Origin of the sequence: Catonella massiliensis, assembly GCF_016651435.1 — a bacterium.
Classification (GTDB): domain Bacteria; phylum Bacillota; class Clostridia; order Lachnospirales; family Lachnospiraceae; genus Catonella; species Catonella massiliensis.
The window spans coordinates 2,920,043-2,933,555 of record NZ_JAEPRJ010000001.1; the positions used below are offsets into that span (position 1 = coordinate 2,920,043).

The following is a 13,513-nucleotide window of genomic DNA, read 5'->3' on the forward strand; positions in this document are numbered from 1 at the left end:
TGTATGGGATATGCACTAAAACTATGCTTATAGATTTGTTAGAAAGGAGCTAAGATTCTCGTATGTCAGGATTATTTGATTTATCGAACTTTAATAAATATAAAGAAGACAACTGTCTGGAAGTGAAGAAGGCGGAGAGTGGACTTCCTATATCATTGTGGGAGTCTTATTCTTCATTTGCAAATTCTAATGGTGGAGTTATTATACTTGGTGTTGGAGAGCGTCAGGATGGAAGCTGGTACACAACAGGTTTAAGGAATGTGGACAAGCTAAAGAGAAATTTTTGGAATATTATCCATGATACCAAGAAAGTAAGCATCAATCTTTTATCAGATAAAAATGTAGAGTCTTATGAGGTTGATGGAGACCTGGTTCTGGTTATTAATGTGCCAAGAGCTAAGCGTGAGCAAAAGCCTGTTTACATCAACAATGACTTATTCGGTGGATGTTACCGTAGAGATTGGGAGGGTGATTATCACTGCTCAAAGGCAGAAATTAAAGGTATGCTTCGTGATGCAGCAGACGAGACAGAGGATATGAAGATTGTAGAGCAGTTTGACGTTTCTGTAATTGATACAGAGTCATTAAAGGGATTTAGAAATCATCATAAAAGCTACCGTCCAGAGCATGTATTTAACAATTTACCGTGGGAAGAATATCTGGAGAGAATTGGTGCAGCAGGATATGGTGAAGACGGTAAACTTCATCCTACAACGGCAGGGTTACTTATGTTTGGTGAAGAATATCACATAGTCAGGGAATTTCCTGAGTATTTTCTGGATTATAGGGAGATGCTTGATCCTACAATACGTTGGACAGACCGTCTTCAGTCTAGTTCAGGTGATTGGAGTGGCAATGTGTTTGATTTCTTTTTTAGGGTAAACAGTAAAATTGCAAAAGATATTAAGAAACCATTTAAGCTTGAGGGTATTACAAGGATTGACGACACACCTGTACATAAGGCAGTTCGAGAAGCTTTGGTAAATTGTTTGGTTAACACGGACTATTTTCTGCCTTGTGGGGTAGTGATTAAAAAGGAAGAGGATAAGTTGGTAATGGAGAACCCTGGAAGCATACGCACTGGCAAGAAACAGATGCTTCGAGGGGGTATTTCAGATCCTAGAAATAAAATATTGATGAAAATGTTCAATATGATTGGTATCGGTGAAAGAGCAGGCAGCGGGATACCTGATATTTACAATGTATGGGAAAATGAGGGATGGGCAGTGCCTGTTGTCGAGGAAAGCTATAATCCGGATAGAACTCGTTTATCGCTTGAATTTGCTAAAAAACAAGCGATAAAAACAAACGATAAAAAACAAACGATAAAAACAAACGATAAAAAACAAACATCAAAAACAGAAATACATAGGGAGAAAATACGTAAATATCTAGCATTTAACAAGCTAGCAAGTGCTAAAGAACTTGCCATCATAATTGAATTAAGCGCTGAAAGAACACGAGTAATTCTATCAAAGATGGAAGATATTATCCCTGTTGGTGAAAATAGAAATCGAATGTATAAGTTAAAAAATGAATAATCGAAGTATAAGATTTTGTAGGTAAAAAAGTTGAGGCCATGGTGAGCAAGAACCACTTCCAGCTACAAAGAGAGAGGAAAGGTAGATATGATTTTAGAAACAGATAGGCTTATCCTTCGTCCGTGGGAAGAATCGGATGCGGAGGAATGCTATAAATACGCAAAAGATCCACGAGTAGGTCCGGTTGCAGGGTGGCCTGTGCATACAAGTGAAGAGAACAGCCGACAGCTAATTAGGGATGTGCTGATGGCACCGGAGACCTACGCTATTGTACTGAAGGAAACAGGACTTCCAATAGGCAGCATCGGCTTTCACCACAATGACCTTGCAGAAAAGGATGATGAAGCGGAGCTTGGTTATTGGCTGGGAGTTGATTATTGGGGACAGGGTCTTGTGCCTGAGGCGGGAAGAGAGCTGCTGCGTCATGCCTTTGAGGATCTGAACCTTGTTCGCATCTGGTGTGGCTATTATGATGGCAACGAGAAATCAAAGTGTGTTCAGGAAAAGCTTGGGTTCAAGTATCAATGGGCTACTGAGGATGTGCCGGTTCCGCTGTTGGGCGAAATAAGAAATGGACACGTAAGCCTATTAACGAAAGAAGAATGGGAAAACCTCATCACGCTATATACACCGTCTTTGGAAGAACTTTGGTTTCGGCAGAAAATGATGGCAGATACGGAAACCATGTCGTATAACCACGCTTGGGGAGGTACAATTCCTTTTCCGAAAGAGGAGTGGCTTGGCTGGTATGATTATTGGATAGTAAATCATGAGGGCAAGCGTTATTACAGATACTTAAAGGATAATGCTGGCCATTTTATTGGAGAGATTGCCTATCATTACGATAGCAATCGAAACCTTTATATAGCTGATGTTATAGTCTATGCACCATATAGAAAAAAAGGCTATGGCAGTATTGGATTGGATTTGTTATGTAGTGCTGCTAAACAAAATGGCATAAAGCTGTTGTATGACGATATCGCAATAGATAATCCAGCCGTCACGATGTTTCTAAAGAAAGGATTTATTGAAGAATACAGAACAAGCGAAATTATCATGCTTAAAAAAGAACTATAAAGACTGTCCCAAGATAGCCATACCGCTATCAAAGATAGCACCTGTTGTCGAGTTATATAAACTTACCTAGGTGACGCTCCGAATGATAACATTTCAGACTCGCTCCGGCATCCGCTTCGCTACGCCTAATGCGCTCGCTTAGAATTTATCATTCGTAGCTGGCACCTTAAATTTATACAAATAATAACTAGAATACCAAATGAAAGGCAGCTCCCCCAACCTGCCCACATGTGGCTGATGTGTTTGTTTGCAATTATTCATCAATTAAACAGCCGGAGCTGATAATGCCTAAGCGAGCGCATCAGGTTTTTCGTCATCCTGTAAAAACTTAAAAATAGCACCTTGCAGAAAAACCGGAGCGAGTCTGGACATTTATCAGCGAAGGTGTAACTTAGTCAAAAAACAAACACAACAGCCCTACAACTTAGAATTTGCAGTGACAGAAAAATCTCAGACCGCCGGAGGGAATGAAACTATGGCAGATACAAAGGAAAATTGTAAAGAATGGATATCATATATACCTGATAAAATGGATAGATTTACGCATGAATTTGCAGGAAATAATCATTTGATTCTTGATTATACTATGGCTTCACTTAATGATTTAGAAAGATGGATTCTAAGTCACTATCAGGATGCTAACGAATTGCTTGATGACAGTAGTATGTTGGACTATCTGACAATATATATTGGCGAAACTTTTAGAGGATATCTTGGCGGTGAGTGGGATATAGATATTGATAATAAGGAAGATGCGCATCATCCCGTAATTACACTAACAGATGCATCCTATAAAGGGGAGTCCCAGATTGCACCAATGGCTATTGCTACTGAATGTATTAGCAGAAATAAAGAGAATTATATAAGTGGAATCTTGTTTAATTACATTGCATCTGGGATAAAGACAATTGATAAGCTGGTGGAATTTATGGAAGAGGAGTGCTATTCCTTTGATTCATTTTCAATTGGGAAATATAGGGCGTTAGAGGGTTTATTTTTGGATAGGGACGGAAACGGCTTTATCTATGGCTATGAAGAGAGAGGACATAGGGATATAATAAAGCATTTTGACAATGAGGAGGCAGCGGTTTCCTATGTACTTGAGCAGATTTCTAAAGGAGAAGTAGATGACTCTCACCTGGCAGCTTTTACAATGGATGAGGAAGAGATTTTGGAGGCGGAAAAGAAGCTTAAAGAAATGTTCATCCCTTTTATACGAAATGATGTGCCGGGCTACAGTCTGGATGGGAAAACCGCCTATAGAATATTTGTGTTTGGTAAGAATATAAGATATATTAAAGGCTTAGAAGGATTTGGGGTGTGACTGGTGAGGTTTAGGGAACTTTTTGAATGTAAAAACACATAAAAGTTCCCTAAAAGAGAGATATAGAGTATAGTCTTAGGGAAGAAGGTGTGGCAATGAACATACAGGAATTAAAAAGCCTTATATATCAGGGCGAAAAAGTGGATATAGAATGTAAAAAAGCGGATGGTAACGTGCCAAAATCTGTATATGAATCATATTCTGCATTTGCAAACACAAAGGGCGGATATATTATATTGGGTGTTATAGAAGACAAAACAAAAACTGTTCTGGAGGAACGTTTTATTATTCGAGGAATTAAAAATCCTGAGGCTCAAAAAGAGGACTTTTGGAACACCATCAATGGTAATAAAGTAAATGTTAACGTTTTAAAAGATGAAGATGTTTTTGTAGTTGAAGACGGGGATATAAAACTTCTTGTTATTCACGTGCCTAGAGCCGACTTTAATATGCGTCCGGTATATGTTGGTGAGAATCCGTACAAAGGTACATATAAGAGAAATCACGATGGTGATTATCATGCAACAGAACATGAGACTAGAAGTATGATTCGAGATCAGAGCTTGGAAGGTAATGATGGAACGATTTTGGAACACTACACTATGGCTGACATTGACAAAGAAACCCTGAGAAAGTATCGTCAGATTTTTGAAATTAGAAATGACGGACATGTCTGGAATCCATTGGATGATAAGGCCTTTCTTGAACAGCTAGGTGGGTACAATCGTGATCGTAAAACCGGCGTAGAAGGGCTTACAGTTGCAGGTCTTTTAATGTTCGGTACAGGTCGTGCTATAAGGGAAAGATTCTCTAACATTTTCATGGATTACCGTGAAGAGTCTAAAGTTACAATTGATGTACGCTGGAACGATAGAATTACCTATGATGGAACTTGGGAGAATAATTTGTTTAATTTCTTTTCTAAAGTAACGCCAAAACTTACTGAGGATTTACCAAAGCCATTTAAGCTTGAAGGGATACAACGAATTGATGAAACTCCGCTTCATAAAGCAGTTAGAGAGGCATTTGTTAATCTTATAATCCATGCAGATTATTTGATGGATGCGGGTACGTTGAAGGTAATAAAGAAGAATAAGTCATTTGAATTTACCAACCCTGGAATACTTAAACTGCCGATTGAAGATATTTTTCGTGGCGGTAATTCTAAACCCCGTAACTCACATATGCAGACTATGCTTAGAATGGTTGGCTTTGGTGATAATGCTGGCTCTGGTTTTCCTACTATAGTTGCAGCGTGGGATGCTGAAGGCTGGGTGAAACCTGAGCTGATTGAAGATACTATACTAAATCAGGTTACTTTGAAACTTGATATGGTAAAGGTTGAGAGTGTTGAAGAGCAAGCTACAGTAGTGCCGAAGAGTGCCGAAAAAATGCCGAAGAGTGCCGAAGTTGAATATATGACAGAACAAGAGAAAATAATATTTGAATATGTACGAGAACAGAAAATGATAACAACTGCTATAGCTTGTAAATTACTGAATATAAAGGAACGAAGGGCTAGAAAAATATTATCAGAGATGTGCAATAAGAACTATTTAAAGAAGAAGGGAGCAACAAGTAATTTGCGGTATATTGAAATGATGTGAGATGCATTTAAGCTTGAGAATAAGGTGATGGATAGGAAGCCAAATCAGTATGATGCAGAAAAAGAATGTACCGTATACTTAGCATTTGCGAAATGAAAAAAGAAGATTTGCTCACATTATGGAATGTAAAAGACTGGGATAAAAATAACGCAGGGATATATTTTACAGGCAAATATTGTAATAAAGAGGTAAATTTTAACTTCACCGGATTTACGGAGAAGGATATGTCTCTAATACCGGATGATTTTATGCAAAGACTTTTTAGGGAATTGGAGAAGCTAGACTATAATGCCCATGAGGTAATACAAGCTGTCCATCCGGATGAAGATGCGTCTAAGTTAAATCTGACGGAGATTATATTTGATAAAAGTGGTTGTTATAAAGAGTTTGCTCTCGGATATGATATGGGAGAATCACCTGCTGGCAGGCTGTATATACTGGTAAAATTTGATAAGCAGCTACGGGCTGATAAAGAATTAATTTATGAAACCTATTAAGGGTTTGAAATAAAACAGGGAGGCCAAAATGAACGAGTATCTTAAAGAATTTATTAGCTTGAAAGAAAATTATTATAAAAAAGACGGGAGTAAATCCAGCGTGCTGGCTCTCTATCAATTTGCAGACAAACTCTCTGCAATAGATGAAAAAGAAGCAAAAGCAGTATTGGTGGATGTATACAGTTTATTGGGGATTATGGAGAGTGCTTACAAGTTATTCTCAACCATTGTCAATAAGGCGGATAGGAAGCAATTAAAAAAGCTTGCTACTTTACAGGAGGCAAGTAAAGATGAGGGTGATAACTTTGTTCTTCCTCGTCCTCTTACAGAAAAGGAAGAAACTGCAAGGAATGAACGCTTAAAAGACTTACCTAAGTTTCGCTATTATCCGGATCCTGTGGGTACCGGTGTATTTGAAGAGGGGGAGGCAAGGACCTGTCCATGTTGCGGCAAGGAGAGTACAGTCTACTATTATAGTGAGCCATATTGTATTGAAAATGTGGAGAATCTCTGTCCTTTTTGCATTGCATCGGGTGAGGCTGCAAGAAAATATGATGCCAGCTTCATACAGGATGCAGAGTGGAGTGGTGAACCGGATAAAGAGAAGGATGAAGAGCTTTTCTGCCGTACACCCGGGTATTTAAGCTGGCAGGGTGAGCATTGGCTCTCCTGTTGTAATGATTATTGTGAGTATCTGGGAACAGTTGGCACAAAGGAATTAAAGGCTATGGATATAGCAGATGAGGTCTTTAGCGAGTATGCCAAAAGAGACGAGTATGCAGATATAGAGGAATATCTTGTAAAAGACGGCTCTCTTTGCGGTTATTTATTCCGTTGCCTGCATTGTAAAAAATATCACCTGTGGGTGGATGCGGATTAGTGTAAGAGAGTTGGAAAAGATTATTTAATTGGGATATAGGAGAACATAGTAATGGAAAATAATAGCAATATTTTAGAGAAAAAAACAGCTACAGGAGTCTGTAAGGGCTGTGGCTGGCAGTGTCCGTTAGATAAGCTCTCCTGTAATAAAGGCAGGAGATTAAATGGAGTAGCTGAAGTAATAGCTGATACAAAGGCAAAAAGACCTGCAGCAAATCCTAGAACTGAGAGGTTTTTACGCAGGTTAAACAGGGAGGTCGATTAGGCACAGGGAGGTAATGCAGAGTATGTACCTCACTAACACTATAAAACAAATTTATCAAGAACATCGGAAGTCTGTTAGCTGGAGAAATAGAAGGTAAATGTACTAAGAATCTAATATTTTGAGCTGTGCACCGATTTTGGCTGCACAGCTCAAATTTTGACTAAAAATCAGAAGTTCTGATTTTTATTTGGCCTTTTTAGGGGCTTTATACATAACTACAAATCTCTTTAAGGACTTTGTAGTAAAGGTTATTCTACCGGTTTTGCCATTGTAGGAAGAATCTTTTACCCTAACCAGTTTTCCATTGTTATTTACATAAGCAACAAAAAGTCCTTTTGCTTTTTCTTTAGCATTTTTCTTGTAAGTAAGGCTGATATTCAGTTTTCCATTAAGATTAGCAACCTTCTTATCCCCTGCTTTTAAGACAATATCATATACAGGTCTATTTCCTACAGCTTTTTTGACAAGTCCATTAAGCTTATTTGCAGGTGTCAGGGAAATGGAAACATCACCTTTTTTGGAAAGTGGTTCAAATGCCTTTTTATCAAGCTCAAACTTAGCGGCAGATGTTGCCAAAGTCACTGTTTTTTCCTTATTTTCTATGGTGCTCTTTAAGTCCTCTTTGCTAACTGTAACGGTTGTACTCTCATCATTACTTGTGCTAAGATCAGCTAAAGGAACAACAGTTGAGTAAAATTTATCTTTAGAAATTGCTCTTTCCGGCATTGCATCCTGGATACCCTCTACACTTACGAAGTAATACCTTGCCCAGTCTTTTGTTAATCGCTGTACACCTGAAAGGCCTGCGCCGGGATACCATAGTGGATGCTCAGCAGGACTCTCATCTGAGAATTTCCAATCTGCACCTACCTGTATGCCTAATTTTGCCTTAGGATCGGATTTTTCAGATATCCTCGCTTCAACTGAAATCAATACTGCACGGATACTTTCAGGACTTGGAACACTTAAAATCTGCTTAGAGCCCCAATGTGCAACCTTGTCTTCTTTTGGCCGCATTTTTACAGAGGTACCAAAGCCGTATACTTTCTCGCGTTCGGCCGGTCCTATCCATCCGTACATATTTCCTTCAAAATAATCAATCCAATCAACAGCTAAAGGATCGTTTATAAGATTTTCCCAAGTTGTTTCATTTTCACGCAGTACAAAAGCCTGCATATTCCGTACATCAAACCAGGCATTTTTGGCTTTGTTATCCTGCATTTCCATGACAACTCCCCAAGGATCCATACGGTCTAAGTATTTACCACGCTGGCTGTCAAACAGCTCTTTAGCCTGCTCATCGGTCATACCATCACGCTTATAGCCCAAATAATACCAGTCAGCAGGTGGGTCATAAGAAGCTCTACCACCTAATACTACAGAGCCGCCGTTAAATTGTCCGGGTCCGCCGTTTGGGCCACGCTCCTGATCTTTTACCACGTTTTCTTTTGACCAAACCCAAACATTACCCTGATTTTTACCCATTTGTTTTATAGCGCGTTTCTTCTCTGCCTTAGACATTTGGACAGCCATCTCAGTATTTTCTGCAAGTGCAGAGCCAAGTGGAATGGCGTTTTCAGCAGTCTCAAAAATATTGAGGCTTTTTGACATTTCTCCAGCTAGAGCATTTGCCGGAAAGATTGCAGATGTAAGCAAAGCTGTGGATAAAAATAGTCCCATAGCACTTTTTTTCATACTACCTGTTTTTCTTTTCAATAGAATAACACCCCTTTCTGATAGTTTGAACCCACAATATTAAGTTTGTTTATAACACTATGTAATTATCATGATAATTTTCGATAATTATAATGTTCAAGGTTTATATTTGTCAATAAAAATGTTATAATATCTAAAATGTTTGTTGAAAATTACCATTAATATTAGGATTACACATATTTCAACCTTGATATTTATGTTATTTTCAATAAAAATTTATATAATTAATGGGATAAAAGTAGAATAAAGCTATTTTCAGAGATAATTACTGTTGAAAAATATGATATAGATTAATATACTGATACAAATGTCAAAAGTATAGCTGTAGCAATCCTGTATCAATGGTTGCCAGTACATTTGACAACCACATCTTGAAATAACTATAAACAAAAATGGTGAAACAATGAGATAGGAGGGATGAGCTTGAGCTGTAATGCTACTAAATTAGCAGAGTATTTAATGAGAAAATATCCTCTGGCTGATAGTTATCCTTATAAAAGCTGGAGTTATCCACAGGGCTTTTATCTATGGGCTATAGTTAGGTTATTTGAAAAAACCGGAGATAAAAGATACTACGATTATGTGCTTGCTTATGGTAACACTCACGTAGGAGATGATGGGACAATTTCCTGCTTTGTTGGAGACTGCCTTGATGATATTATGCCGGCATCTATCCTTATCTGGCTATATACAAAAACAGGTGAAGAAAGGTTTAAGCTTGCTGCTAAAAAGGCTCGTAAGGCACTAGACTCATATCCGAGGAATTCTAAAGGTGGATTCTTACATGGAAAGCATCTTCCGGGAGAAATGTGGGCAGATGGACTATTTATGGAATTGATGTTTTTGGTAAGATATGGGAAATACATAGGGGATGAAGAGAATAGCTATAAAGAGGTGGTAAAACAATTAAGCTTATATTTTGAAAATGCCAGGAAGGATAGAACAGGCTTTGTGTACCATGCTTATAGTGATAATCCGTATACAAAATGGGCAAGCCCGCTAAACGGTTGTTCCCCGGAGGTCTGGAGTGAAGGGCTTGGCTGGTATGGTATGGCTTTGGTTGAAGCACTTGGAATAATCCCCGAGAATTTTAATGGGCGGGAGGAAATTAGAAATCAACTTATTCTGTTATGTGAGGATTTGCTGAAAACTCAGGACTGGAACTGTGGACTATGGTATCAAGTGGTTGACAAACCCGGATTCCCAAGGAATTTCCATGACACCTCCGGGAGTGCAATGTTTGTGTATACACTAAAAAAGGCGTATGATCTCTTACTCATAGACAATGAATATGCAAAAGAGGTTATAGATAAGGGCTATAAAGCAATTCTCTCAAAATGCTCTGCCGGGATTGATGGCGGATACAATATATCAGATGCCTGTGACGGGTTATGTGTTCAGAATAACTATGATCAGTATGTGGACTATACGAGATGTGTAAATGCTAAAGAGGCCGTTGCTGCAGTTCTTTGGGCGTTGGTGGCCTGTGAAGAGGGAACTGATACAATATAAGTAACCGTTTTTATTATCTTTTGACACGCAAAAAATATTAATTTACTTAGGAGGTAAATATGTATAAGGCAAATGAATCAAGATATGAAAGTATGATCTACAACCGTTCAGGAAACAGCGGGCTTAAGCTTCCAGCAGTATCCCTCGGATTATGGCATAATTTTGGAGACACTGCTGCGTATTCAAATATGGAAGATATATGCTTTACAGCATTTGATAATGGTATAACACATTTTGACCTTGCTAATAATTACGGTCCAAAAGCCGGTGCGGCTGAGATTAACTTTGGAAAGATTTTAAAAGAGCACTTAAGTGCTTACCGTGATGAGCTTATTATAAGCACCAAGGCAGGATATGACATGTGGCCTGGTCCTTATGGTGATTTTGGCAGCAGGAAGTATTTGATTGCGTCATTAGATCAGAGTCTTAAGCGTATGGGACTTGATTATGTTGATATTTTTTATCATCACAGGCCTGATCCTGATACTCCATTGGAGGAGACTATGGAGGCTCTTGCACAGATAGTAAAGAGCGGTAAGGCACTCTATGTTGGGCTCTCAAGCTACGATGGTAAAAGGATGGCTGAGGCTTCTGCTATTCTTAAAGAACGTCATGTTCCATTTATAATTAATCAAAACAGATACAATCTTTTTGATAGGACGATTGAAAGGAACGGACTTAAGGATGCTGCCGGAGAATTAGGAAAGGGAATAATTTGTTTTTGTCCGCTTGAACAGGGTGTGCTTACTGACAGATATCTAAATGGTATTCCTGAAGACAGTCGTGTAAAAACAGACGGAAGGTTCCTTAAGGAGAAGGATGTTGAATTCTACATCTTGAAGGCAAAGGAGCTGAAGGCAGTTGCAGACAAGAGAGGACAGAGCCTTGCGGAAATGTCGCTTGCTTGGCTATTAAAAGACCCTAGAATAACCTCTGTGCTTGTAGGGGCTTCCAGAGCAGAGCAGCTGCTTACCAATATTCGCGCCATACACAGTGCTCCATTCTCTGAGGAAGAGCTTAAAGAAATTGAGAAGATTACAACAGAAAATTGGTAAAATTTAATAATCAGGGGATTTGTGCTTAAGTACAGTCCCCTGTAGTCATATATAAAGGGGTGGAAAAATGGAGATAAAATATTCATTAAAGGGCTTAGCGGATAAAGCAATGCATTTTGCAGAAAATAAACAGCTAATTGACCCTAAACTATGGAAACGATTTGTAAGTCAATTTAAGGGAGAGACAGATAAAGGTGACAGAGGCTGGAGAGGCGAGTTCTGGGGTAAAATGATGCGTGGAGCGTCGCTTGTATACAGCTATACTGAAAATGAGGAGTTATATAAGATTCTTGATGAAACTGTTAGGGAGATGATTTTAGTTACTGCTCCTACCGGACGTATAAGCAGCTACTCTGTAGAAACCGAGTTCAATGGGTGGGATCTGTGGTGCAGAAAATATGTAATTTTAGGTATGGAGTATTTCCTTGAGATATGTAAGGATAAAAAGCTTAAGGAGAATGTAATAGATTGCATTAAAAAACAGGTAGACTACATAATGAAGTTTATTGGAGATGAGGATGGGAAAACACCGATAGTTTTTGCGTCAGGCTGCTGGAGGGGGCTTAATTCAAGCTCGATACTTGAGCCTGTTGTGAAACTGTATAAACTAACAGGAGAAAGAAGGTATCTTGACTTTGCGGAGCATATAGTAAGCCATGGAGGAACGTCAATTGCCAATATCTTTGAACTTGCCATGGAAAATGAAGCAAGTCCTTATCAGTTTCCGGTCACAAAGGCTTATGAAATGACCTCTTGCTTTGAGGGGCTTTTGGAGTATGCAGAGGTAAAAAATGATAAAAAATGGGAACAGGCCGCTATAAACTATGCTTACAAGATTCTTGATACAGATTTTACTGTTATAGGAAGTGCTGGATGTACTCACGAGTTATTTGATCATTCAACAGTCAGACAGGCGAACACAACCAATGAATTTATTATGCAGGAAACTTGTGTAACAGTTACACTTATGAAGTTCTTTGGCAGAATATTAAAGATAACCGGAGACAGCCGCTTTGCAGATGCTATTGAACGCTCTTTTTACAATGCTTATCTTGGGGCAGAAAATCCACAAGGATTTATGGATGATAGGGCTGAAAAAATGCAGGGAATTGTAAAAAAAGGATTTCCTTATGACAGTTATGCACCTTTAACTCTGGGAAGAAGAGGAAAGCAGGCTGGTGGATTTATGATTCTTGAAGAAGGAAATACTTATGGCTGTTGTGCAAGTATAGCCTCCGCAGGAATTGGCATCATACCTAAAATAATGTTTATTCATTCCAGTGAAGGATATAATCTTAACTTTTACGAAGAAGGGAGAATTGAGGCTGTCAGCCAGTCAGGTTCAAAGTTAAGCCTTAGCATAGAAACAGCTTATCCGGTTGAAGGAGATGTAAAAATAAGGATTGAAGAAAGTGGAGATGATGAATTTGCTATGAATTTCCGAATTCCTGCTTGGAGCAGAGTTACTACTGCAAGCCTTAATGGTGAAGAGATACAAGATGAAGCTCTGAGCGAGAAGCCTATAATTGATACTTCTGATCTTACAAAAGGAAGTGGATATTTAAGAATAAAAAGAAAGTGGGAAAAGGGTGACGAGGTATTGCTGTCCTTTGATATGAGAACCTTTGTTTTACATCCTGTTCCATACGGTAAAGATTTGCTTGTAAATAACATGCTTTTTGAGTATGACTATCTTGTACCTACCTTTGATTTGGAGGATCCGCTTGCAAAGAGACATATTGCACTTGAACGTGGTCCGCTTATGCTGGCTGTAGAAGATTCTTCAAAGTCAAAGGCATCAAGAGAGATAGAAATTGAAACTGATGATAATTTATCAGTTAGTCTTGAGACTCTTTCAGACAAGGAAGACTGCCATTCGATTTTTGAAGGAAATGTTAAGACTAGAGATGGTGATTTACACCTAAAAGACTATGCTTCAGCGGGAAAAGACAAAAAGAAAGAAATAGCTGTATGGCTTTTAACTAAGTAATCCTAACTAAGTTTATATATTAAAGCTGCTGCGTTTAATTATGACGTGGC

11 protein-coding genes are annotated in these 13,513 nt (G+C 38.6%); 10 read left to right on the plus strand and 1 reads right to left on the minus strand.

Annotated features, from left to right (window positions below; translation table 11 throughout):
* Positions 1–62 precede the first annotated feature (62 nt).
* From JJN12_RS13150 to JJN12_RS13180, 7 genes are all read left to right on the plus strand, one after another.
* Complete coding sequence (locus tag JJN12_RS13150; protein ID WP_208430110.1) at positions 63–1,541, plus strand: RNA-binding domain-containing protein; 1,479 nt, start codon at positions 63–65, stop codon at positions 1,539–1,541.
* Positions 1,542–1,628: 87 nt separating this feature from the next.
* Entirely contained in the window at positions 1,629–2,618 is a 990-nt protein-coding gene (locus JJN12_RS13155; RefSeq protein ID WP_208430111.1) for a GNAT family N-acetyltransferase, read from the plus strand.
* Positions 2,619–3,093: 475 nt separating this feature from the next.
* A complete protein-coding gene (locus JJN12_RS13160; RefSeq protein ID WP_208430112.1) occupies positions 3,094–3,942 on the plus strand; it encodes a hypothetical protein in 849 nt (282 codons plus the stop codon).
* A gap of 95 nt (positions 3,943–4,037) precedes the next feature.
* Positions 4,038–5,549 carry an RNA-binding domain-containing protein gene (locus JJN12_RS13165; RefSeq protein ID WP_236013945.1) on the plus strand — a complete coding sequence of 504 codons (1,512 nt, stop codon included), beginning with the start codon at positions 4,038–4,040 and terminating at the stop codon, positions 5,547–5,549.
* A gap of 92 nt (positions 5,550–5,641) precedes the next feature.
* Positions 5,642–6,046: a hypothetical protein gene (locus tag JJN12_RS13170; protein ID WP_208430113.1), complete on the plus strand. Its 405-nt coding sequence runs from the start codon at positions 5,642–5,644 to the stop codon at positions 6,044–6,046.
* Between the two features lie 28 nt (positions 6,047–6,074).
* Positions 6,075–6,926 carry a CbrC family protein gene (locus JJN12_RS13175; protein WP_208430114.1) on the plus strand — a complete coding sequence of 284 codons (852 nt, stop codon included), beginning with the start codon at positions 6,075–6,077 and terminating at the stop codon, positions 6,924–6,926.
* 51 nt (positions 6,927–6,977) lie between these two features.
* Positions 6,978–7,190, plus strand: a complete 213-nt coding sequence (locus tag JJN12_RS13180; protein ID WP_208430115.1) for a hypothetical protein — start codon at positions 6,978–6,980, stop codon at positions 7,188–7,190.
* Between the two features lie 183 nt (positions 7,191–7,373).
* Here the strand turns inward: JJN12_RS13180 and JJN12_RS13185 are convergent, their stop codons facing one another.
* Positions 7,374–8,906: a hypothetical protein gene (locus JJN12_RS13185; RefSeq protein ID WP_208430116.1), complete on the minus strand. Its 1,533-nt coding sequence runs from the start codon at positions 8,904–8,906 to the stop codon at positions 7,374–7,376.
* Positions 8,907–9,323: 417 nt separating this feature from the next.
* Here JJN12_RS13185 and JJN12_RS13190 point away from each other — a divergent pair, with 417 nt between their 5' ends.
* The 3 genes from JJN12_RS13190 (at position 9,324) to JJN12_RS13200 (ending at position 13,463) form a co-directional block, all read left to right on the plus strand.
* Positions 9,324–10,418, plus strand: a complete 1,095-nt coding sequence (locus tag JJN12_RS13190; protein WP_208430117.1) for a glycoside hydrolase family 88/105 protein — start codon at positions 9,324–9,326, stop codon at positions 10,416–10,418.
* 59 nt (positions 10,419–10,477) lie between these two features.
* Positions 10,478–11,473 carry an aldo/keto reductase gene (locus tag JJN12_RS13195; protein ID WP_208430118.1) on the plus strand — a complete coding sequence of 332 codons (996 nt, stop codon included), beginning with the start codon at positions 10,478–10,480 and terminating at the stop codon, positions 11,471–11,473.
* 67 nt (positions 11,474–11,540) lie between these two features.
* On the plus strand, positions 11,541–13,463 hold the full coding sequence (locus JJN12_RS13200) for a beta-L-arabinofuranosidase domain-containing protein (protein WP_208430119.1): 1,923 nt from the start codon (positions 11,541–11,543) through the stop codon (positions 13,461–13,463).
* Positions 13,464–13,513: the final 50 nt, after the last annotated feature.